A 26181-nucleotide genomic window follows, 5' to 3' on the forward strand; every position below is an offset into this window, starting at 1 on the left:
CAAAATGAAACATTTAGTTAAAAAAAAGAAAAACATATTATTAGGAATACTATTCGTAGCAATAGTAGTATGTACTCCCTTTCTATTTGGAGAGGAGGGGTGTGATGATGGATTTCATGAAGTAGTAAATTCTGTGGATCAAAATATACAAAATGGTGCTGATAATAATAGTAGCAATAGTAGCAACGGAGTAAGGTTAGGAAAAAAGAAAGAAAACCCCTTCACCGTTGTGAATATGCAGAAGGCGTATGAAAGCTTAGCTCAAAGAGCAAATGGAGCGCTATCCCGAACTGCTTCCACAATAAGGGCTACTCACTATTATGTAAAGTTTAAGCCAAATACCGATGAGGAATATGAGAAGTTAAAAAATGATACGATAAATATCAAATTTTTATTTCCCGTTCCAGTGGAATATGAAATAACAGGAGAAGGTATGTATAGAGATCCTGCCGTTTCTGAAAATCAACCAACATATCAGTATACTGCTGTGAGAATAGATTATCAGTTTCCACCCAATATTCCATACGAGATATTAGAAGAACTGTATCTGCCCAAAGAAGATGGAACATTAGGTTCTCAAAATAGCAGAAACAATGGAGATGATTCTTTTATAGATGATTTAGTGAAAGAATCTATGCTCTTAACCAAGAATATTACTGAAAACGAAGCTCAAGCAAATCAACGCACTAACTGGAGCCGATATAGACCCGCAGGAATTATTAAAATGTATAATGCACTGGGTAATCTAATAGGAATAGAAGGAGTAGTAGTAAGAGCTGGTTATTGGTATGATTATAGTAGAGGCACTACTGATATTAATGGTAATTATTCATGCGATGGTACTTTTCTCTTTAACGTTCGATATTATATTGATTGGGAAAGGTATCATTTTGCTGTAGAAGCACCTAATGGAGATGGGGCACATTATTGGGGACCAGACCAAAGAGGTAATTGGAATCTTTATCTTAATGATCTTTATGATATAGACCAGTGGAAATATGCAGAAATGTTTTCTGCGGGTTATCTCTATTATTATAAAGATATTTATGGATTAGAAAGACCCGCTCAAAATTGTTCGCTTTGTGACCAATTAGATATCCAATTGACTCAAGAAGCAGCTCCTAATAATGGAGATTATTTTGAGATTGGTGGTTTTTATAGGCAGGCACGTATTAGATATAACCTCGATTATAGAAAAGTATTTGGAGTTACCATACACGAATTAGCCCACAGTGCTCATTCACAATTTGAATTTTTAACAAATAGCACTCGAAGAGAGAGCTGGGCAAATGGTGTTCAAACTTATCTTACCAGATATAAAAGAGGATATACTTGTTATTCATCTGGACTCTGGCGAATCGATGCATCTAATGATTATAATGGTGTAGTATGGGATTTATTAGATGGCCCTTTAGAAAATTACTCTATGTCAAGCTGTGTATCTCTAACACTACCACTATTAGAAGTATATGGACGTGTTTCTAATACGGGAGATAATGTTGAAAATGGTTTGAATCTATTTGGCAATGATGTTGATCATATAACTATTCTGAGTATAGAAACAGCCATGAGAAATACCACGGGACCAAAAACATGGAATGCATGGAAGGATGAACTGATGAGGATGTATCCCAGTAAGGCATCCGCAATCTCTTCATTATTTGCCTCTTGGAGAATGTATTAGTTTTTTTATAGTAATTTATTTACGAACACAAGTGCCTCAAAAAAATTGAGGCACTTTTTTATATTTTATATTTAATTCACACTTATAAATTTACAATTATGTTTCTATTAAAAAAAAATTACCCTTATATTTTTGTCTGTATAGTATTATTTTTATATTCTTGTACTTATATAACAGATCCAGATCCCTGCAATCCATCAAGGAGTTATTATATATTTTACATTAATAATACAGGCACAGATATAAAATTATATAAACCCAGTGATACTATACCCTTTTATAATATCCCTCGATATATATCTTTAAAGAATGGGGAAAGTGCCAAAATTCGTTTGTATGGTAATACAGACGTTCAAGAATCTTGGTATCCGAATGCATATCCGAATGCAAATAACGTATTCATAAAAACAAGCAATAACAGATGTATTAACAATAAAGGCATTCTTAAAGGCACGACTTATATAGTTAATGAGCTAAAAGAAATAGACGAAGAATGTGGGGGGGCGGTATATATGAATTACTTAACGGGAACGGGTGTCTATGATTATAGAAGATATACCTATACACGATATACTGACTATAAAATAGATAGTGTTAGTGGAAACAGAGTGTATGGAGAAATTACATATACTTTTACTCCATCAGATACAGTCGGTTCAGTGATATGTAGTTTTTAGAGAGGGTATTATAAAATAAAAAAAGGAGAGTCATCTGTAAAAGGAGCTCTCTTTTTTGTGGGTACTACACAGTATCTACAAGAAAACCATAAAACATTGATTAGTAAAAGGATTCAATTTATTACGAGTAGATCAATATACTGTATTTTTGTATGTAATAGATAAAAAATATTTTTATTTACTCTATAATATAATGTATGTGACAGGAATTTGAGCAACCATGTAGTTTATATACACTGTTTATTGGTGAGGTTGAAATCCCTAGAAATGAAACAAAAAATACTTCAAGAAGCAAAGAAAGCACATTACCATTCCCCATACATGTAATAAAATACTTGAATGCCCTCTTGCGTAATTGATAATTATTATATCCAAGATTCAAAGAATTTATAAGATATTAAATAATAATTATTTCAATCTCTTATTGATTTATAAAAATAATGTATTATTGTGTAAAATATATAAAACATTTATTATTTATTATAAATCTTTCCTAGTTTAATATGGAGCAGTGTATAAAAATATTCAGAGTATTATCTAAGAATAGAGAAATAGAAGAAAGCGACATGGTTTGGTATGAAACATCAGAGTTGCTTTCTATAATGACTCATTATGCAATAGGTCTCTTCAAATAAAAAAATATAACTCTTTTTGTATATTAGGGTAAGTTATAAGTTAGAAATTAAAAAATTATCAATCATTTATTAAATAGCAAAAATGAAAAGGTGTAAAAGAATTGTTATTCATGGGGGTATGATGTTGTTATGTTCTTTATATTATAATATGGTGTCAGCACAGACTCCTTTCTATATAGATAGTGTTATCAGAGAAACTCCCAAGGCATTATATGTGAATAGTAGTAGTATAAGATTCAGAATAAAGTTCAGTAATATAGTACAAATAACGGATAATTCAAATGCTTTTGAAATAGTACGACAGAATGCTATGGGTTTGCATATTTCATTGGCATCGGGTGAGGCTTCTGTATCTCCAACTAAAGATAGCACTCTGTATTTTGTAGAATTTACTGCGGGTGTATCGGATGGTTTTGTATCTTTATCTTTAAATAAACCTGAGATTATTACTGGAACAGGAACAAATACGGGTTCTTTTATGGGTTTTCGTTCGTCTACTTATAGAGAGGGGTATATAATAGATAGCAATCCTCCTTCGGTCATTCTCTCTGCACCAAAAACTATAGTTCGAAATGGAGATGTGATCCCTATAACTGCTACTTTTACAGAAAATACTCTTTTGAAAAAGAATCCGAGCATAAGTATCTCAGGGGCAGCAACAATTCCACTTACAACTCTTCTACCCACTGCCAATCCCAATATATTTACATATAATTGGATAGTTCCTAATACAAATGGAACAGCAATGGTCAGTATTACCGCATCAGATACAACAGGGAATGCAAATACCGTTGCTACGGGATCCACCATCTTTGTCATAGATAACACTCCTCCTACCGTAGTACATACTCTTAGGACCAATAATACTACTTCAGATAAAAGAGCAACATCAGATGATAATGTAGTTTTGCAAATGGTTTTTTCAGAGAATTTAGCCTCTGCTCCTTCTGTATTATTCAGAAGTGGGGGAGCTTTGGTTAATAATATTATAAATGTAGTAGGAACTGGTTCTGTTTGGACAGCAACGTATAGGGTGAATAATTTAGATGCCGATGGTGTTGTTTTTTATAGTATTAGTTTTCAAGACTTAGCAGGAAACATGGTAACTCGTAATGAAATCTCTTCTGTTCATGTAGATAAAACAGCTCCCGCAGTTTCTATAACAAGATTAGGTGTTGATTCTATTACCAATGCAAGCAATGTATTATTTTCTATATCATATAGTGAATCGGTTATAGGGATTCAAACAAATCGATTTACTGTGGCATTAGGTACTATTAATAGTATTACGGAAGTAGGATCGAGTAAAACACAATGGACACTTGCAGTAGGATCTATTGGTACCAGTGGAAAAGTAGAAGTAAGATTTAATGCACCTCAAAGTATTACCGATAGTGCGGGAAATATTTTTACTGCTAATAGTATTATTACCAATGAATGGTATAGAATAGATAAAGATGCTCCTACTGTTCGTCTTTCATCTCCAAAAAATACAGTAAAATATAGAGATACCATTCTTATAACCGCTACTTTTACGGAAAATACTCTTTTGAAAAAGAACCCTAAAATAAGCGTTTCGGGCGCATCCACAGTTGCCATTACAACTCTTCTACCCACTGTGAACCCAAAAATATTTACTTATAGTTGGGTAGTTCCTAATTCAAATGGAACAGCAAGTGTCAGTATTATTGCATCTGATACCGCAGGAAATGGAAATACTAATCCTACGGGAGATGCTATTTTTACAATAGATAATACTCTCCCTACCGTAGTATCACATGTGCTTACTACCAATAACAGCACTTCCGGTAAAAGAGCAAAACTATATGATTCTGTCTATTTAGAAATATTTTTTTCAGAAGGGTTAATCACCTCTCCTACTGTATTATTGAGAAGTGGGGGGGCTTTAGTAAACAATCCGGTAATTGTAAGAAGAAATGGTTCCGATTTACTTTGGACAGCAATATATCAAGTGAATAGTTTGGATATTGATGGTGCTATTTCTTATAATATAAGTTTTCAAGACAGAGTAGGGAATATAGGAACTCTCAATGTAACCACTTCTTCTACTATTATAGATAAAACTATTCCTACAGTTTCTATAACCAAAGTAAGCACCGACTCTATCACCAATAACAGCAACGTAGAGTTTTACATACAGTATAACGAGTATGTTATAGGTGTTGGAACAACTAATTTTAATACCCCATCAGTAGGGGCTGTTGGTAGTATTACAGAAGTAAACCCAAATAATAAAACAAGATGGAAACTCACCATAGGATCTATTAATACGAGCGGAAAAGTAGAAGTAAGATTTAATGCCACTCAAAATATTACTGATAGTGCAGGAAATAATTTTACTACGAGCAGTATTACTACCAATGAATGGTATAGAATAGATAAAGATGCCCCTACTGTTCGTCTTTCTGCTCCAAAAAATACAGTAAAATATAGAGATACCATTCTTATAACCGCTACTTTTACGGAAAATACTCTTTTGAAAAAGAACCCTAAAATAAGCGTTTCGGGCGCATCCACAGTTGCCATTACAACTCTTCTACCCACTGTGAACCCAAAAATATTTACTTATAGTTGGGTAGTTCCTAATTCAAATGGAACAGCAAGTGTCAGTATTATTGCATCTGATACCGCAGGAAATGGAAATACTAATCCTACGGGAGATGCTATTTTTACAATAGATAATACTCTCCCTACCGTAGTATCACATGTGCTTACTACCAATAACAGCACTTCCGGTAAAAGAGCAAAACTATATGATTCTGTCTATTTAGAAATATTTTTTTCAGAAGGGTTAATCACCTCTCCTACTGTATTATTGAGAAGTGGGGGGGCTTTAGTAAACAATCCGGTAATTGTAAGAAGAAATGGTTCCGATTTACTTTGGACAGCAATATATCAAGTGAATAGTTTGGATATTGATGGTGCTATTTCTTATAATATAGCTTTTCAAGACAGAGCAAGAAATATTGGAACTCTCAATGTAACCACTTCTTCTACTATTATAGATAAAACTATTCCTACGGTTTCCATAACCAAAGTAAGCACGGACTCTATCACCAATAACAGCACCGTAGAGTTTTATATACAGTATAACGAGCATGTTATAGGGGTTGGAACAACGAATTTTAATACTCCATCAGTAGGGGCTGTTGGTAGTATTACAGAAGTAACCCCGAATAATAAAACAAGATGGAAACTCACCATAAGCTCTATTAACACAAGTGGAAAAGTAGAACTTAGATTTATTACTACTCCTAATATTACGGATAGTGCAGGAAATATTTTTACTGCAAATGGCATTACTACCAATGAATGGTATAGAATAGATAAAACAAATCCTACTATGGCAGTTGCTCATTCTGTTATTGGAAAAAGCATTACTTTCTCTTTTCAACAGAGTGAACATGGGACAATCTATTATACGAGTGATCCATCATACAGCCCAGTAAATAATATATATAATTCTGGTGTAATGAAGGACTCCATTGCAATAGGACTAAGTGGTACTGCCACTAGAACTCTTGAAAAGGAAGCGGGGGGAGAATATGATTTTTATTTTCAACCCGTAGATGTTTTGAAAAATACCGGTAGTGTAACCAACTCTCTTAGAATAAAAACAGGCAGCACTTCTATTGTAACAGAACCATATCCTTTAAAAGCTGTTCAACCATTTAACGGCACTATAAGATATGACTCTTTTGATATACTTATATCAGAACGCATACCTAATGACTTTAGAACAGGAAATGATCTCACACTTCGATTAGGATTACCAAGCGGTTTTGTATATAATACAACTAGTATGTCTACTTTGGCGACAAAAGGTAGGGCTTCTACGGATATATCTCAAATATCTCTTGCTTATGAACAAAATGGAACTGTATTACGAATTCTCTATACTACCACAGGTTCTTCTTCTATAGATACCATTCGTATCCAAAAAATAAAAATAGCGAATAACAACAGATTTAATATTGTAGATACTGATACTCTTATGAAAAGGATAGGAGGCACAGGTTATATGTACCTTGCAAATGAAGAAGACAATAGAACCTTTGCAATACTGAAAGTAGATAGCATCACCCAATTTGATATTTTGGAAAATACTCGTTCCTCTACCGATAGTGTTTATAGTGGAGCTGACCCAGGAGATTTAAAAGTAGGGTACTTACAAAGAAAGAGTGCTGGTAGAGAAAAGGATTCCATTTTTTATAGAGAAAACTACGCTTTTATACTCACCAGCAACAGAAGATCCAACAGTGATAATATCGTTATTCGTAAATTACAGAAGAATGGTACTTTTACAGAAAAAAAAATAATTTCTCGCGATTCTATATCCCGTACCCCATCATTATTTGATACGTTATCATTCTTGAATTTTTTCAATCTTACTGATGATAGTATAGGAATACATACTTTTGAAGTACTCCTTGAAAGGAATAAAAACGAAGGAACCCCCAAGGAAGTGTCCATTTCTTACATGGGAATACAATTAGATCCTGAACGAAGAGACTTCCAAAAGAATGAACAAAAAACTGTACATGTTACTATCAAAAAACCATCTACTTATAATGGAACATTTGTGCACCCTGCAGGTAATAATCCGGATATTGAAAGGAACGGTGATACTACACTCACTCTGAATATTCCCAAGATTACTCAAACACCCCGGACTATACCTATTCAATACCAATTAACACAACAAAAACTAGGAACGCTAACTCCAGTATCTTTTATTTACGATACCTTTCATATACGTATAAGAGATACTGTCCAATCTTTTTCTAAAAAAGATACTTTTTGCTTCCGTAATGACTCCTATATACTCCCTATAAAAAGTAAATATATACCTAAAGGTTCTCTTACAGATACTTTTCTAAGAATATTTACCATTGGAAACGCAAAAATAAATAATATACATGGATCCGATACCATACTTGCATTTATTACCTCACAAGGAAAGTATAAATTTTCTCCTAAAAATCTAAAAAAATATTACCAAAACGACACTGATGTCCTCTTTAAGTTTTTTAGAATACAAAAAAATGGTACAAAAACCGATACTATACAAATAACATCAGATGAATATAGAATACACGAACTACCTACCATCAGAGTAACCGGTATCCTTCAAGATAATTGTATCTATGACCAGAGAACAAATATTACATATTCTCTTAACGGAATATCACAAAATAGTATTCATAAGCAATATACTTTACAAAAACAAGGCACAAATGGATGGAATGATATTCTCTACAAAGATTCTCTTAGTTTCTTAAATCCAAGACAAAATAATACCACCTATAGTATTATTAACAATAGTGATACCTTCAGTATTATATATACTTCTCTCCCTAAACCTGCTATTACAAAAAATAATTGTGTTAATACAGATACCTTTACTTATAGAGTATGGAAAAGACCAAGCAAACCAGGTATTGAAAATTCATATCAGTACTATACAGATTCAACCCAACTAAAAGTACTCTATGCCGATGAAAGAAAATACGACAGAATTTATTCTGTCGCAGATAGCCTTCCCACTTTTTATAAATGGTACAAAGATACTATGAAGAACTCTATATCAAATAATTTTTCCATAATAACAGATTCTATCAAACTAAAAGGTCCGGGAACAACTCACATATACCTATCAAAAATTCAATTTAGAGAACCACTATTCAATGGATGCGAATCCTTCAAATCTTCTGCACAGATAGATGTTTTTAGAAGAGCATCTCGCCCATATTTACTCATAGACAATATCCCTCAAATAAATTCTGATAACACAGCAAAAAATGTAACCCTCACATATTGTAAAGATACCATACCCCATCTTTCATTTACAGTTGGTGGAGATACCTCACTCTTTAATACTAAAAATAGATATTTCAATTGGTATCAAAAAATAAAAATAAATAATAAAAAAACTATAGAAACAAGGGTAATAAATAAATCAGCATCTAAAACAAATAGCGTGGCAAACGGGAGTACTGTAACAAATCAAGATTTAGGTATAAATAATATTACCCGAAATTTTCAAAACGATACTCTGGAGTATCTAGTAACACAAAAAAATACAGTGATACCTAATCAATACCCAGGTACAGAAAGTGATTCAACTAAAATTACCATTATACTACTAGGAAATCCTCCACAGCTATCCGTAGATACTTTCTCGTACTGTGCTTCAGATACCTTAAAAACTATTACCATACAAGAAAACAGAGTCCCAAATTCTCAAATAAAATGGTATTGGGATGCAAATGTGTATGAGCAAGATTCCATTATTTCTGATACTCTAAAATCTAAAATACCTTTTAATACCACCAGTTCAGACCAAATATATAATTCTCTCAGAGTAGAACAAACTATAAGAATAGGTTCTAAATCTTGTAAAAGCTCTCCCTATTCCGTAATAATAAACCGATTCGCAAAACCTATCACTCCTATACTTGATGAAAAAGAATACGGAAGCTGTTATATCAATAACAAAAGCATAGTAATACAAAATCTCCCAACAAGTAACAATATATACAATTCAAAACTCCATATTATTTACAATAGGAGAGATTCTCTGCTCAATAGTAATATAATGATGCCAGAAGATTCTTTTCAAGCATCTAAAAGTGGCATCTATAAAATATACACAATGAGTAAAATACACAAAGGATTTCCAGGTTGTCTCAGTGATACTGCCTCATTTACCATATACGAACCCGACTCTCTTAAAATAAAATATAGAAATGTAACAGATAGTAGTGAAACTATAGTAGAAAAAAATCTACAAATCTGTCCCGAAAATGAATATAGTTTTAATGCTTATTATCCTTATTATTCAGCAGGAGATGAAGTGAAAACAAAACTATCCCAATCAGGATTCACCTCATCTCAAGGAGATATCGGATTTATAGTAACGGGAGGAAATCGAGAATACAAAGCAAATAAAATAAAAACAAATGAATTTACAGGTACCACGTATGATACTATTACTTATAAATTAGAACGATTCTCATGCACAGTAAAGAAAAGTATTCTGATAAGTATCCCCCCAAGACCTAAAATAAAACTAACCGCTTATAAATATCTCAATAACCGTACTACCCCACCTACCCCTATCCCTCTTGGTCAATTTTGTTTTGATAGTATCAATGCCACGCAAACAAAAATAAACTTTAAAATGGATTTCGAGAACCGTACTGAATTCAATGATATAGGAATAGACAGTGCTCAATTTCATGACGGAAAAACTACTACATCTGCTGATAACCAAAGAATAGTAAGAAAATACAAAAATTTTCAAATTGATACTGCTAAAAAAATAATAACAGATCCAAACGCATTTTACCTCGAACCTGTATATTACAAAGATGTAGCAAGATATACAGCAGAGTATAAAATAGTAACTGCAACCGGTTGCAGAACCATAGAATATGCAAATAGAGAACTTAATAATCCAGAAAATATATCTTTTTCTACATCCAAATCCCCAACTCCCAAATTTACTATCCTCCAACAGCCTACCAAAAACGGAGAAGTAACCATAAAAATACCACAAGGATCAAGTGGAGAATTCGGTATCGGAACTACAGAAATAGACAGCATCCTTCTAAAAATTCAAAATAAAAATATAATAAAAAGAAAAATTTTTAATAGTAATATTGCTACTGATATAGAATACACTGTTAAGGATACTTCCAAACAAATCATAACCCTAACAATGGTATCTATAGGTAATTGTAGCAGCACAGGCACTATCACAATACCCGTACTTTCAGTCGTTACCGTTACACCTGCCATACCCTATACAGAAAACTTTGACACACAAAAAACTTTATGGCTTGTAGATAAAACTATATTATTCGGTATAACAAGAACAAACGACCCTCTTTCTAATTATAAATTTATTGTAGACCCAAACGACGATAACTATAAAAAAACAATAAGAGAAAATTCATGGAAAATAGGAACTATTTCTAATACCAATAACAACACAAAAGGATTTGTAACTACAAACGCAAAATATACATCATCAAGCGGAGCAGGCGATCCTATTGAAAATACTTATTACACAAATGAAAACTCATGGGTATTCTCACCCGCATTCAATATTTCCCAAATCAACAGACCCATGGTATCTTTTATGTACTACCAAAATTTTCAAGCAAATACCGAAGGAGTTGTTTTTCAATACTCAACAAACAACGGAAAAAACTGGTATAATGTAGGAACATATAAATCAGGAATTAACTGGTATAACAGTAAAACCGTTACCAATAATCCAGGTGAAATAAATGCTACCATTGGTAATACCTTTAACACAATAGGATGGACAAATGATAATAACAAAAATTCTAAAGAATGGATGTATGCCGCACACAAATTAGATGAAATACCGATAGATAAAAGAAATTCTGTAAGATTTAGATTTGCCATCGCCTCTGATGCAAACGAAAAAAATTCTGCATACCCAGGATTTGGTTTTGATGACTTCTTCCTAGGAGAAAGAAAAGGAATGAGTATATTGGAAAAATTTACCTATTTTCAAAATAATAAATCAATAGATGACACCATAACTCATATCTTATCAAACCCTATCCTAAACAACCAAGATATAATAGAAGTTGCATACCATACAGATGTTAAACAAGACACGAGTACTCGTATAGATCCCCTTTTCGCAACAAATATAACAGACCCAGGAGCTAGAATAAACTTTTACGGAGTAGTAAAAGTACCTACTTCTATCATTAACGGATCCTTAGATTCTACATCTTATACCCCAAAAGCCAGCGGTAATATCCCATGGTCTGAAATAGATATACAAAAAACCCAACTCACCACACCACACTTTTCTATATCTTTAAATAACCTAACTACTTCTTCCAATGATTCCTTAAAACTATCTATCACAATACAATCTCATAATTCTCTTATCCCAATCTCTGATACCCGAATCTACATTCTTGCAATTCAATCTGAAACAACTATCAACGGCATCCGTTATAAAAATGTAGTAAGAAAAATAATACCAAATGCATTAGGTATAACTATCAACAAAGCACAATCTGTCTATAAACAAGGATGGAAAATAGACCCTTTTTTAATAACACAACCAGAAAACTTACAAATAGTCGCATTTATCCAAAACATAAAAACCAAAGAAATCTATAATGCAGACATAATAAACACCCCAAAATCTCCTATACCCATACCCATACTCGCACAAATACAAAAAAAAAATCAAAAAAATATAAATATCTATCCAAACCCTGCTAACACAGAACTTACCATAGATATAAAAAATAACTCCCCAAAAGAAATAAAATGGACATTAGAAAGTATCACCGGACAAAGTATACTCCAAGGAACATACACCAATTCTAAAAACCCCTCTAAAATAAACATAACAAACACCCCTAACGGAACATATATACTCAATATATACCATCTGAATACAATTATACATACAGAACAAATCATCATTAATCATACCAAATAATACATTATTACCCCTACATTACTTTCTATGAAAATATACACCAAAACAGGAGATACAGGAAAAACATCCCTACTAGAAGGAACAAGAGTTTCTAAAACAGACATAAGAATAGAAGCCTATGGAAATGTAGACGAATTAAACTCTTACATCGGAATGCTGAGAGACCAAGAAATAAACAAAAAGAGAGTAGAATTTCTGATGGAAATTCAAAATACTCTCTTTATAATAGGATCCACACTTGCTCAAAGAACACAAAAATATACAATACCCGAAATAAAACAAGAATATATAACATCCTTAGAAAAAGAAATAGATACCTTAGAAACTTTCTTACCCCCTCTAAAAAACTTCATTATCCCCGGCGGAAATATGGCAATATCTTTTACACACATAGCCCGAACCGTATGCAGAAGAACAGAAAGATACGTCGTCCGACTCCAAGAAGTAGAAACTATAAATCCTCTTATACTCCAATACCTAAATAGATTATCTGACTACCTCTTTGTCCTCTCACGTACTATCTGTAAAGAACTCTCCCTTACAGAAACACTTTGGAACACTCCCAAAAATAACACCCCATAAAGTTAAATACTACCCTCCCCCCACTTTACCCTTCTCATATAAAAAATACTGACTATAAATAAAAAACAAAGAGCAACAGCACTCATACGCATACTCCCCGTAAGATGATCTATAAGACCATACAAAAAAGTCCCTGCAATAGTAGAACTCTTATCCACAACATCATAAAAACTAAAATAAGAAGTATTATTGAGAGAGCCAACAGGAATTAATTGAGAATAAGAAGCACGAGATTGCGACTGAATACCCCCCATTACCCATCCTACTCCAATTGCAAGCAAAAAAAACTGCAGAAAATCCTGCACAAAATACGCACTACAACAGCAAAGTATCCAACATACTATAAGAAACATAAGAGAATACCGAGCCCCCCTTTTTTTTGAAACCAAAGCAAAAAAATAAGCCCCCACGATAGCCACTATCTGTATAATAATTATTATCAAAATCAACTTATCAGATGAAAGTCCCATCTCCTTACTCCCAAAGAGAGATGCCAAATACATCGTTGTCTGAGCCCCCGCATTGTAGAAAAAAAAAGCTATCAAAAAATAACGAATACCCGCTTGTTTTTGTAAAGACAAATATACTTTTTTAATCTCACTATATCCACTTCTCAATAAAGAAAAGCTCCATCTTGTATTACCTACCCCATTGTCCGGCAAAAAATAAAATGCTATAAACGAAAATCCAATCCACCATATACCTACTGAAATAAAAGATACCCTTGATCCCATACCCGAGTCAGAAAAACCAAATAACCCCGAATATAAAATCATCACTAAATTACATAATAACAACAAGGTACTCCCTAAATAACCAAGAGAATATCCTCTCGCACTCGTTGCATCTATTTTATCAGCAGAAACTATTTCGGGAAGATACGAATTATAAAATACCAAACTCCCCGCATATCCTATACATGCCAAAGAAGAAAATAGTATCCCAAACTCTACATTATGCCCATCAAAAAAATAAAGCATCATACAAGAACCAGACCCCATAAGTGCAAAACTCTTTAAAAAAAACTTTCTCTTGTTTCCCGAATCCGAAATACCCGAAAGTATTGGAGAAAGAAGGGTAATTATGAAAAAAGAAAAAGATAAAGAATAAGAGTATAACACAGTATTATTTATAAATATGCCAAAAAATGGAACCATCTCCGTAGGAAAAAAATGAGATGTAGAAGAACGATAATACACAGGAAAAACAGCCACCGCAATAGTTAAACTATACGCAGAGTTAGCCCAATCATACATACACCAAGCATTCACTACTTTTTTAATATTTTTTTTCATAATAAGCTTCTGATATTATTACATTGTTTTATGGTAAATATTCCTTGCCCTTTCCAAATCTTCAGGCGTGTCAATACCAATAGTTTCTCTGTCTGTTTCAATAGTACGGATTCTAAAACCATTCTCTATCCAACGTAATTGCTCCAAAGATTCTGCCTTTTCCAAAAAAGATACTCCACATTGGGTTATTTTCCTTAAAATATCCATTCTATACGCATAAATACCTATGTGTTTATAAAAAGAAATTTTTCCAACCCATTTGCTTTGCTCCTCATTCCTACAAAAAGGAATAATACTTCTACTAAAATACATCGCCTCATCCTGTTTATTAAAAACAACTTTCACTACATTCGGACTTTCTAACTCTGCTTGTGTTTCAATTTTTTTAACCAAAGTTACTATTTCCGCTTCCATATCCAAACTCTGAACTAAAATATCTATCTGCGAAGGATCTATAAACGGCTCATCCCCCTGCACATTCAGTATAAAATCAAAATCCGAATGCAAACCAGCAACCTCTAAACAACGTTCTGTCCCATTTCTATGATGAACACCCGTCATCATTACTTTACAATCCAAGCCCATAAGATGATGAAAAATCCTTTCATCATCTGTTGCCACCACCACATCTTCTACATAATGCGACTTTTTTACCTGTTCATAAACCCTTTGAATCATAGTTTTTCCAAATATATCAACCAAGGGTTTTCCAGGAAAGCGAGTAGAAGCATACCGAGCAGGTATTATTGCCAATGTACTCATTGTTTAATATGTTTATATAAATAATTGTAATGAAAAAGATTTGTAAAAACTAATTTTTAAAACTCTATCCAATTAATAGAGCCAACATTTGAAAGCTTGTTCTTTTATTGTCACTTCTATGTAAAAAAAAACATAATTAGAAAAAAAGTTTTAACCTGTAAAGTAAGCGGTTTAGTATTTAAGATAAATATTTTAGTTAAAAAAAAAGTATCTTAATCTTTAAAATAAAGATTTTAAATTTAGGAGAAAAACCTCTTTCTTTCAGAAGCTGACTAAAAAAAACAAAGAACATACTAATGTTCAATAAAACATAAAAATGAGTTTTCTATTTTTTTTATGTATTTCAGTTTGTTTTTTATCTTTTGTGGAATTTTTAAAACAAAAAATAGAATATCAAAAAATTTTACAAAATGAGTCACCAAAATAAGATAATAACACAAAATAACCTTTTAAATACTTATTTTAACTTTTTGAAAATGTATGAGAATTTTTTAAGTTTTATGAGAAACAAACAAATATTCTCAAAAAACAGATACATCCGATATATTTGCTTCTTGTACGTTTGAAAAATAAACAATATATATTTTTTGTATAAAATACATACTTTTTATAAGAGACAAAGTTATGATCATTTTATTTATAATTACTGTAAAAAATACTAAAATGGTTGAATAGAACGTGAAATATTTTTTATTTGAGGGATTAAAGATAATTTTGATAAAAAACAGATAGTAAAAAGAAGGTAAATCCATCTTTGAATAGAAAAAAGTAAAAAAAACATTTATTTCGAAAAAATGCTTCTGTCTTTCATTTATTTAATGCTTCTGTCTTTCATTTATTTAAAAATGGGCAAACGAATGCAAAAGGATATAAAATGCCACCCAATTTTTTAAAAAAAATAATTCTAAAACTTATGAATAAAAAAAGAGATTCAGGAGCTATAGAATATATGAAACAACAAAAATAGTTTACTACTTTTTTTTAATAATTTTTTAATTACATTAACATAAGAATGGAGAATATATTTACTATTAATAGTTTGATTGTTTTAGTATTTGTTTTATGCTATATATGTATAGTTTTTGAAGAAACTATCAAAATGAGCAAGACAGCATTTGCACTTTTAGCAGGGATAGTTTGTTGGACACTTCTTTTTGTAGGAAATCCTAGTCATATCAAAGAGAGTATGGGGCATTTTTCACATCATTTTTCTAAAATATCAGAGATATTATTTTTTCTTTTGGGAGCAATGACCATAGTAGAGATAATAGATAGCCATCATGGTTTTAGAATCATTACCCGACTCATTACCACACAAAGCAAGGTGCGGTTATTATGGATATCCAGTTTTCTTTGTTTTTTTATGAGTGCTGTTTTGGATAATCTTACTACTGCTATAGTAATGATTTCTCTTTTACGCAAGATATTAAAAAGTAGAGAGGATATAAAGTTTTACGGAGGAATGGTAGTAATAGCCGCAAATGCAGGAGGTGCTTGGACCCCCATTGGAGATGTGACTACTACAATGCTTTGGATAGGAAACCAAGTAAGTAGTGGCGCTATTATGCAATCTCTTTTTCTGCCGAGTTTAGTTTCTATAGTAGTGCCATTAGGATTTATTTCCATAAAAATGAAAGGATACTTTGAATCTGCTACTGAAAAATCAGAGATAGAAGAAAAGGCACCTGGATTAGAAAAACATGAGACCAATAAGATATTTATTTTAGGAGTTGGTTCCCTTATTTTTGTTCCTATATTCAAAACACTGACGGGTATGCCTCCTTTTATGGGAATACTTTTAGGGGTTGCAAGTATGTGGATTTTAGTAGAACTTTTGCATAATAAAAAAGAAGAACATATATCCAAACATTATTCTATCAAAAGTGCATTGGAGAAGACAGATGTTCCGAGTGTTTTGTTTTTTTTAGGAATATTATTGGCAATCTCTTGTTTAGAAACTACGGGAATGCTGAATCAAGCGAGTGAATATCTTTCTAAGGCTATTCCAAATAATAATATGGTTATTTTTCTTATCGGCATTCTCTCCGCAGTTATAGATAATGTGCCTTTAGTAGCCGCTTGTCAGGGTATGTATCCATTGAGTATGTATCCTACAGATGATAATGTATGGATATTTTTAGCATACACAGCGGGAACAGGGGGAAGTATACTTATCATAGGTTCTGCTGCAGGCGTTGCAGTAATGGGAATGGCAAAAATAGATTTTATGTGGTATTTGAAAAAGATAAGTATTTGGGCATTTATAGGTTATGTAGCAGGCGCCTTAGTGTATCTCTATATATAATAAAAAACAATAAGGTTCTAAAAAAATAATGTGAAACAAAACAATTTTTAGAACCTTATTAATATTAAGAATACATACAATAAAAAAAACATTTTTAACTTATAAAAATATAAATGGAAAGTTACTATAATCCGGAGGATTTAAAAAAATTTGGAAATATATCAGAATTTGAACCAGAATTGGCAAAAAAATTTTTTGAATATTATGGGAAAGTATTTGAAGAAGGGGGATTAACAGCAAGAGAAAAATCGCTTATCGCTTTAGCAGTAGCCCATGCTATACAATGTCCTTATTGCATAGATGCTTATACAGTAGATACTTTAGAGAAAGGATGTGATGAAAAACAGGTTATGGAAGCAGTTCATGTTGCTGCGGCTATTAAAGCTGGAGCTTCATTGGTACATAGCGTTCAGATGATGAATAAGTATAAAAAATTATCTATGTAACCAATGGGTAACAGTAAATCTTTATATTCTCAAAAACACCACTTTCAGTTTTCACAAAATCAAATAGATTATTTAGAAAAAAACACTCCCGTAAAGTTTGAAGAAAAACTTCGAAAACAAAATTTATTTCCACTTACACCGAAAACCTTAGAAATATTTCAAATCAATATAGGTAAAATGTGTAATCAAGTATGTAAACACTGCCATGTAGATGCAGGTCCAGATAGAAAAGAAATAATGACTCAAGAAACCATGGCATTATGTTTGAAAAGTATTGAACTATCGGGAGCACATACGGTGGATATTACGGGAGGAGCTCCTGAAATGAATCCAAATTTTAGATGGTTTATAGAACAAGTTTCTTCTCTGGGAAAAACAATAATAGTGAGGAGTAATCTCACTATTATTGTTTCTAATCCTCAGTCCTATACTCTTCCTGATTTTTTTAAACACCATAATGTAGAGGTTATTTCTTCTTTACCTTATTTTACCGCTCAAAAAACAGATATACAAAGGGGTGAAGGAGTATTTGAAAAATCTATAAAAGCCCTCAAAATGCTCAACGAAGTCGGATATGGAAGAGACAACTCACCGCTCAAACTCCATTTAGTTTATAATCCTACAGGGGCTTTTTTACCCGCAAACCAAATCTCCTTAGAAAAAGAATTTAAACAGAAACTAAAACAACTACATAACATAGATTTTCACAATCTCTATACCATAACAAACCTTCCTATTAGTAGGTTTTTACACTATTTAATAGAAACAAACAATTATAATGACTATATGGAGAAGCTTATCAATCTCTATAACCCTCTGGCAGCAGAAAATGTTATGTGTAGAAATACTATCTCTATCTCATGGGATGGTTATATCTATGACTGTGACTTTAATCAGATGTTAGAAATGAAAATAGAAACGGAATCTCAATACCAACATATTTCCTTTTTCAATACAAACATTTTATCTCATAGAAATATAAAAGTGAATCAACATTGCTATGGATGCACAGCAGGAGCTGGGTCGAGCTGTTCGGGGAACACTATATGATAACAAACAAAATAAAATGAAAACAAAATATTCTTTCAAAATATAACATGTATACAACCTAAAACTCTATATAAGGCATTATTTTAGCAAACACAGAATCAGGAATCTCTTTTATTTGCAGTAAATCGGAAGCACTGTTAAATTTTCCATGTACTGTTCTATAGGTTACCATAACCTTACCTATATTTCCTCTCAAATAAGGGTGTTTTTTTAACTCATCAGAAGATATATTATTGATATTTATTTTTTTACAGCATTTTTCAAGAGATATAAAAAAATATTTTTGTATTTCCTCAATAGTTTTTTCATTTAGTCCCCATACTTCGTACAACTGCTTGTAATCATAAAAACCACCTAATGCTTCTCTATATCGAACTATTCGTGTAGAAAGTTTTTCTGCAATGCCGGGTAGTGGAATGAAATCGTTTTCTGTAGCAGTATTTATATCTTTTTTTTGAATAACCTGCTTCTCTTCTCTATGAATATATTTTTGAGTTTTAAACGCATTTTTCTTTACAAGAGTATCGTCGCTTATGACTATCTCACTTGCCCATTTATCTAGCATCTCTTTTTCTTTTGAATAATCTTTATATTCATAAAAAAATATTCCAAAATAATGCAAAAAAACAAGTAAAAACGTCAATAATGGAAATAAAATTATAATCCCATTTATTTCATTTTCTCTAAATCCAAAAAAAAATCTTATGCTATATTTTAAATTGTTAATAAACCTCATAATATTGTATTTATTTTTATTAGAACATTATATTTAAAAAGAAGAAAAATACATTCATTTTTTCAAATACATAAATTTTCTATTTTTAGTACTAAAAACAAAAAAAACGATCATTTTTTTTTCTTTTTTCTATTTAGAAAATAAAAAAAATAGAAAATAAAAAAAAATATTTCATTTTATTGAAAATAAAATCTATTTCAAAAGATATAATAATTATCTACTCAAATAATTTTTCATAATAAAAATGACAGAAAAAAATTTTTTTAAACTCAAGAAAGGATTTAACATAAATCTGAAAGGAAAAGCGGAAGAAAAAATAGGACCCATAAGACAATCTGAAACATTTTCTATAAAACCAACTGATTTTCAAAATGTTTCCAAGATAAAACTTTTTGTACAGGAAAAGGATCAAGTAAAATCAGGTACTCCTTTGTTTTGTGACAAAACATACCCATCGGTAAACTTTACTGCTCCTGTAAGTGGTGAAGTCATAGAGATAAAAAGAGGTGAAAAAAGAAAACTATTAGAAGTAAAAATATTGGCAGATAAAACAATAGAATATGAACCATTTGAAAAATTTCATCCTCAATCTTTGATAACTCTCTCTCAAGAAAAAGTTTTAGAAACGATGACAAAGAGTGGTCTTTGGTTACAATTAATCCAACGCCCGTATGGAATTATTGCAGATCCTCAGAAAACTCCAAAATCTATTTTTATATCAACCTTTGATACAAGTCCTTTAGCACCTAATTATGGATTTATTTTAAAAAAAGAAGAAGAATATTTTCATGCAGGAGTAAATATTTTAAAGAAACTACTCTCCCCAACCGGAAAAATACATGTAAACTTACAAGCTCATTCAGAACAATACCATGTTTTTACAAAAACAAACGGGGTCGTATTCAATGAATTTATGGGACCACACCCATCAGGGAATGTAGGTGTTCAAATACATCATATCAGTCCTATCAAAAAAGGTGAATGCGTATGGACAATTAATCCCGTAGGAGTAGTACAGATAGGGAAGCTCTTTTTAGAAGGTATGTATGATGCATCCAGAACCATTGCTGTAACGGGTTCTGAAATTAAAGCCCCACAGTATTATAAAACCTATCAAGGTGCTTGTCTTCAAAGGTTTATAGAAAACAATCTTAAAAACGATAATGTTCGCATTATCAGTGGTAATGTTCTCACAGGAGAAGACGTAGGAAAATCAGGCCATCTTGGTTTTTTTGACCACCAAATTACAGTTATACCAGAAGGAAATCAAACAGAGTTTCTCGGATGGCTCAAACCTACTCTTGAAAAGCTCAGTTTTCACAAAGCATTCGGACTTATGTCTTTTTTAAGAAATAATAATAATAAATTTGTTCTCAATACCAACACAAGAGGTGAGCACAGAGCTTTTGTGCAAACAGGTGTTTTAGAGCGAGTACTTCCTATGGATATCTATATTACCTATATACTCAAAAACATTCTTGCGGAGGATTATGATCAAATGGAACAGTTAGGAATATATGAGCTTTTAGAAGAAGACGTTGCACTATGTGAATTTGTAGATGTTTCTAAAAATAATATCCAACAAATGCTTCGAGATGGATTACAAATGCTCCAAAATAGCTAATATTGTTTGTGTTATTCAAAACAACAAAGAAACAATCCCATGTTTAGTATAGATATAAAAGAAATATTCTCGGTAACTCTTGTACTTTTTTCTGTGATAGATATATTAGGCTCTATTCCTATTATTGTGAGCTTTAGAGCTAAATACGGATCTATACAGTCAGGGAAAATTACTATAGCATCGGGAATTATAATGATATCTTTTCTCTTTGTAGGACATAATATTCTCCAACTTTTTGGGGTGGATGAAAGTTCTTTTGCTATAGCGGGTTCTCTGCTCATTTTTTTATTTGGGATAGAGATGGTTTTAGGAATTGAAATTTTTAAACATCACTCAGATGGTAAAGAAGACGGTGTATCAAATGGAATTATTCCTATAGCTTTTCCCCTTATCGGTGGTGCAGGAACTATTACTGCTCTTTTATCTCTTCGTGCAGAATACCACATAATAAATATTATAATAGGTATTTTTATAAATTTGTTGATAGTATTTATAACCCTCAAATCAACAGGTTTTTTAGAAAAAAAATTAGGAAAGCAAGGGATTAATGCTATGAGAAAGGTATTTGGAATTATTCTCATATCTATTGCTATAAAATTATTTAAAAATTATATGAACTAATCATTTTTATTTCTCAAATCAATTTTATAAGCTAAAATTAGAAAAAAATGATCGCTACTAATTAAAAAGTTACAATTACAAGATATTACTTTTGAGTATTTTCAAAGATAATTCTTCCATCTACTATAGTCATAACAACTTGAGTATTTAAAATTTCATCTTCAGGAATTGTCATTATATCTTTATTTAGTACAGTAAAATCAGCAAGTTTACCTGCTTCTATACTTCCTTTAATTTTTTCTTCAAAAGATCCATAAGCAGCATCTATAGTGTAAGATCTCAGTGCTTGTTCTCGGTTCATTTTTTGATCGGGTTCATATCCATTTTCCGGGGTCCTTTTCAGTGTTTTTCTCGTAACAGATGCATAAAAACATTCTATTGGATTGATTGGCTCTACAGGAGCATCTGTTCCGTTTATGATTCGGCTACCTGTAGAATAAAGTTTTTGCCATGGATATGCTCCTGTTTTTATTCTTTCTTCACCTAATCTATCTATTGCCCATGGTCTGTCAGATGCCATGTGTATGGCTTGCATAGATGGTATTACTTTTAATGATTCAAAGCGGGGTATATCTTTTGGATCTATGTGTTGTGCATGTTCTATTCTCCATCTGTGGTCAATAGCTTTATCAGGATATTTAGTAAAAAGTTTTTCGTAGATGTTTAAAACTTCTCTATTAGCACTATCTCCTATGCAATGGGTACACACCTGAAATCCTTTCTGTAATGCACGCAAAGCCCATTTTTCTATTTCCTGAAACGAAGTGACGTTTTTTCCAAATTCTCCCGGCATATCTGTGTATTCTTTTAAAAGTAAAGCCCCTCTGGAACCTAATGCTCCGTCTGCATAGAGCTTGATAGATCTTATAGTAAGCAAATTATCTCCTAATCCGATTTTCTTCCCTTCTGTAAAAAAATTATCTACAGTCATAGTATCTATATAGGAACAGCTGAGAACAGAATATATTCGTGTCTTTAATTTTCCTTTTTTGATACAATCTAAAAAAGCAAGTATATCTTTGGAAGTTGTTCCCATATCTTGAAAGCTTGTGATTCCATTCTTTGCACAGTGTTGAGAGGCGAGTACAAATGCATTTTTTAAATATTCTTTTGTTGGTCGGGGAATAAATAGAGTAATAAGTTCTTCTGCTGTTTCGTTGAAAATACCTGTTGGCATCCCTTGTTTGTCTTTTATTATTTCACCTCCATAAGGATTCGGAATTTGAGGATATATGTTACAAATTTCCATCGCTTTTGCATTGACTAAGCATGCATGCCCGCTTGCATGGGATAAATACACGGGATGATTGGGTATTTCTTTACTTAATAGTTCGTGGGTTGGGAAACCTTGAATTATCTTTGAGGGCAATGTATCCCATTTTTCTTGATGCCATCCTCTTCCTAATATCCAAGTTCCATGAGGTAATGTATCTGCAATTTTTTTTACCTCTCTTACCATTTCTTTATAACTTTTTACTTTTAGAAGGTCTATTTGCAAGAGATTCATAGCTACTCCTCTAAAATGCCCATGTCCTTCTATAAGACCTGGTATCATCGTATTTCCTTGTATATTTACAAATTTTGTGAATTTTGTCTTAAATTTTTCTGCTTCTGTATATGTTCCTACAAAAATAATTTTTCCTTTTTCTATGGCTACGGCTTCTACTATTTCATTAGTAGCATTTACAGTGTATATCTTTCCTCCATAAATAATAGTATCTGCTGTGGTGGATTGATTACAGCTTGGTAGTAAGGTGCATAGTGCAAGTAAATAAATTGATATTCTATGTGATAAATTTTTCATTGTTATTTTTTTATTAAATTTTATAATAGATTATGTATGTTTTGAAAATTATTATTTTTTTTCATAATTATATATTTCTTATACAAATAATTATTAACTATAATTTTTTTAATGAAATTATATCTTAAATTGTAATATTTTTCTTATATTAGTGATTGTTTTATAGAATTCTTGTATCTATTTAGGAGAATAAAGCTCCTTCATTTATTATAAATGTATAAAAAGTAAATTTGGGTGTGGAATCATTGTATTACATAATATTACATGCTTTCTTAAAAAACTATTTTAGAAAGTAAAGGAATAATACATTTCAGAATACTTTTTAAAAATTTCTATTTAATAAACAATACCTTTTTTAGATATATTTTTTCTTATATATTTTGGTCTTTTTTTAGTTTCTTCTAATATCTTTGCTTGGTATTCTCCAATAATAGCTATTGCAAGCATATTTAATCCACCGAAAAGAAGTATTAAACAGATAATAGTAGTGATTCCGTGTGCAGGGCTCGGGACAAAAAAATACAAAATAATTTGAATGATGAGAAATATAAAAGATCCTAATGTTAAAAAAGTTCCTAAATAAGTGAGTATTTCTAATGGTACGAAGCTGAAAGAAAAGATAGCTTTTCTTGCCCATGCGATGTTTTTTCTCCAGTTATTGGTGCTTACTCCGAACATTCTTTCAGGTCGAATATAATCTACTCCTGTTTGTTTGAATCCTATCCATGCCCGTAGTCCTCTTAAAAATTGGTCTGTTTCAGGTAATTTTATGAGTTCATTTACTACTTTTCTATCCATAAGGGAGAAATCACCTGCATCTAATGGTATGGCGATGTAGGAAGTGCTTCTGAATAATTTATAGAATAGTTTGTAAAAAAAAGCGAGTTGTTGGTTTCCTTCTCTTGCGATTCTTTTTCCATAGATGACATCATACCCTGCTTGCCATTTTTCATAAAATTGTTCTATGAGTTCGGGTGGATCTTGTAGGTCTCCATCTAAAAGGATAACGCCGTCTCCTGTGGATATTTCCATTCCACTGAGAAATGCGGCTTGTGATCCAAAATTTCGAGAGTGTTCTATAGCAATTACATTATCATCTTTTTGGACGATGTTTTGTAAGACGGTGTTTGTGTTATCAGGGCTTGCATCATTTACAAATATAATTTCATAGTCGACGAATATTTTTTGGAAAGTTTTCTTGAGACGTTCATACATATAAGGTATTGCTTGTTCATCTTTATAGCAAGCAATTACAGCAGAGAGTTTATATTTTATTTTATCTTGTGCTAATTTTTTTTCATAGAGTGGATATGAGTATTGTTTTTGCCAAAGAGATGTTTTCAAGAGTCCTGCTTGTAAAGGTGTTTCGTTACTCCATTGGATGAGTTCTTTGGCTTTATTTGTAGAACCATACCAATTTTTGAGGTCCCATTTACGGTTTTGCATTTTTCCCCACTCTGGTTCTTTTTCTATTTGAAAAATATTTTTAGTAAGTTCTACCATTTCTCTTATAGTAGTTTTTTTTCCACTTGCGATATTTATAGATTCTCCTTTTATTTTTTGCATATCAGCGGTTGCGGATTTGAGAGTTGCTAAGATGGCATCATCAATAAATACAAAATCACGTGATATATCGGGTTCTACTAACGGAGGATATGTTTTTTTTATTCCTTCGTTTATAAGTTTCGGGACTAATCTATCGGGGTCTTCGTAGAGTCCGTAGATAGAATAGTATCGGAGGTTTATTACCGGTCGTTCTTTTATGACCCCATAATATTTTATGAGATGTGCGCATGCAGTTTTGGATACGGAATAGTGGCTATTAGATTTTAAAACAGCATCTTCATTTGGTCCGGCGGAGTTGAGTCCGTATTCTGAGGAACTTCCTGCGTGTATGATGGCTTTTATATTATATTGTGATGTTACTTCTAACAAGTTTAACAGTCCGTAAAAATTAGTTTGATAAATTTTATCTATATCATTTTGAAAAGAGTATGCTCCGTAGGCGGATAGATTAAAAATTGTTTTAAAGAGATATTTTTTAAATATTTCTTCCACTAGATTTCGTTTACTGATGTCGCAGTGAATGATATTATTTTCATCGATATCTTCTAATCTCCATGGTATAAATGGTTTGCTCGTAACAGCATATACGTCTTTTCTTTGTTTTATTATTGTTCTATAGAGGTTTGCTCCTATAAATCCACCTGCTCCAAATATGACTATTGGTCCTTCTAATTTTAGTACTTCTGTTTTAATTTTTTCTTCTATCATTTTTTATGAAAAATCGGATACTATTTTTTGTAAATTATCTCCTGCGAGGTTATTTTCTTCTAAATGCTATTTTTGGTTTCCATATTTTCCAGATAAGTATCCTTTTATATAAAAAGAGCATTTTTAAAAATTAGTTTTTATATTTTCTTTAGTCTCTTTT

At 31.8% G+C, this 26181-nt stretch carries 15 protein-coding genes; 10 read left to right on the forward strand and 5 right to left on the reverse strand.

The window, feature by feature from the left end:
• The 5 genes from QM536_04155 to QM536_04175 all read left to right on the forward strand — a co-directional run.
• Positions 1 to 1684, forward strand: a 1684-nt coding sequence (locus QM536_04155; GenBank protein MDI9356206.1) for a hypothetical protein, incomplete at its 5' end; no start/stop codon positions are given.
• 98 nt (positions 1685 to 1782) lie between these two features.
• Entirely contained in the window at positions 1783 to 2361 is a 579-nt protein-coding gene (locus QM536_04160; protein ID MDI9356207.1) for a hypothetical protein, read from the forward strand.
• 503 nt (positions 2362 to 2864) lie between these two features.
• Entirely contained in the window at positions 2865 to 2996 is a 132-nt protein-coding gene (locus tag QM536_04165) for a hypothetical protein (protein MDI9356208.1), read from the forward strand.
• A 148-nt stretch (positions 2997 to 3144) separates the two neighbouring features.
• Positions 3145 to 12522 (forward strand): hypothetical protein, encoded by a 9378-nt coding sequence (locus QM536_04170; GenBank protein MDI9356209.1) that lies wholly within the window; start codon positions 3145 to 3147, stop codon positions 12520 to 12522.
• A 27-nt stretch (positions 12523 to 12549) separates the two neighbouring features.
• Positions 12550 to 13104 (forward strand): cob(I)yrinic acid a,c-diamide adenosyltransferase, encoded by a 555-nt coding sequence (locus QM536_04175; GenBank protein ID MDI9356210.1) that lies wholly within the window; start codon positions 12550 to 12552, stop codon positions 13102 to 13104.
• A gap of 2 nt (positions 13105 to 13106) precedes the next feature.
• On the opposite strand, the gene QM536_04180 is transcribed toward QM536_04175, so the two are convergent.
• Both QM536_04180 and kdsB read right to left on the reverse strand, forming a co-directional pair.
• Positions 13107 to 14399, reverse strand: coding sequence for an MFS transporter (locus QM536_04180; protein ID MDI9356211.1), 1293 nt, complete (start codon positions 14397 to 14399; stop codon positions 13107 to 13109).
• An 18-nt stretch (positions 14400 to 14417) separates the two neighbouring features.
• On the reverse strand, positions 14418 to 15161 hold the full coding sequence (gene kdsB / locus QM536_04185; protein ID MDI9356212.1) for a 3-deoxy-manno-octulosonate cytidylyltransferase: 744 nt from the start codon (positions 15159 to 15161) through the stop codon (positions 14418 to 14420).
• A gap of 1012 nt (positions 15162 to 16173) precedes the next feature.
• On the opposite strand from kdsB, the gene nhaD reads away from it, so the two are divergent.
• The 3 genes from nhaD to arsS all read left to right on the forward strand — a co-directional run bounded on the left by nhaD (position 16174) and on the right by arsS (position 18962).
• Entirely contained in the window at positions 16174 to 17466 is a 1293-nt protein-coding gene (nhaD, locus tag QM536_04190; protein MDI9356213.1) for a sodium:proton antiporter NhaD, read from the forward strand.
• A 113-nt stretch (positions 17467 to 17579) separates the two neighbouring features.
• Positions 17580 to 17912, forward strand: a complete 333-nt coding sequence (locus tag QM536_04195) for an arsenosugar biosynthesis-associated peroxidase-like protein (GenBank protein ID MDI9356214.1) — start codon at positions 17580 to 17582, stop codon at positions 17910 to 17912.
• A gap of 3 nt (positions 17913 to 17915) precedes the next feature.
• Entirely contained in the window at positions 17916 to 18962 is a 1047-nt protein-coding gene (arsS, locus tag QM536_04200; protein ID MDI9356215.1) for an arsenosugar biosynthesis radical SAM protein ArsS, read from the forward strand.
• A 58-nt stretch (positions 18963 to 19020) separates the two neighbouring features.
• On the opposite strand, the gene QM536_04205 is transcribed toward arsS, so the two are convergent.
• Positions 19021 to 19527, reverse strand: coding sequence for a helix-hairpin-helix domain-containing protein (locus QM536_04205; GenBank protein MDI9356216.1), 507 nt, complete (start codon positions 19525 to 19527; stop codon positions 19021 to 19023).
• Positions 19528 to 19942: 415 nt separating this feature from the next.
• Between QM536_04205 and QM536_04210 the strand changes: the two genes are divergently transcribed.
• Both QM536_04210 and QM536_04215 read left to right on the forward strand, forming a co-directional pair.
• Positions 19943 to 21322: a Na(+)-translocating NADH-quinone reductase subunit A gene (locus QM536_04210; GenBank protein MDI9356217.1), complete on the forward strand. Its 1380-nt coding sequence runs from the start codon at positions 19943 to 19945 to the stop codon at positions 21320 to 21322.
• 39 nt (positions 21323 to 21361) lie between these two features.
• Positions 21362 to 21943, forward strand: a complete 582-nt coding sequence (locus QM536_04215) for a MarC family protein (GenBank protein ID MDI9356218.1) — start codon at positions 21362 to 21364, stop codon at positions 21941 to 21943.
• A gap of 85 nt (positions 21944 to 22028) precedes the next feature.
• Here the strand turns inward: QM536_04215 and QM536_04220 are convergent, their stop codons facing one another.
• Positions 22029 to 23747, reverse strand: a complete 1719-nt coding sequence (locus tag QM536_04220) for an amidohydrolase (protein ID MDI9356219.1) — start codon at positions 23745 to 23747, stop codon at positions 22029 to 22031.
• Positions 23748 to 24083: 336 nt separating this feature from the next.
• Positions 24084 to 26021, reverse strand: a complete 1938-nt coding sequence (locus QM536_04225) for an NAD-dependent epimerase/dehydratase family protein (protein ID MDI9356220.1) — start codon at positions 26019 to 26021, stop codon at positions 24084 to 24086.
• Positions 26022 to 26181 lie beyond the last annotated feature (160 nt).

It is taken from the genome of Chitinophagaceae bacterium (genome assembly GCA_030053935.1).
In the GTDB taxonomy this organism is placed as follows: Bacteria; Bacteroidota; Bacteroidia; order Cytophagales; family JASGCU01; genus JASGCU01.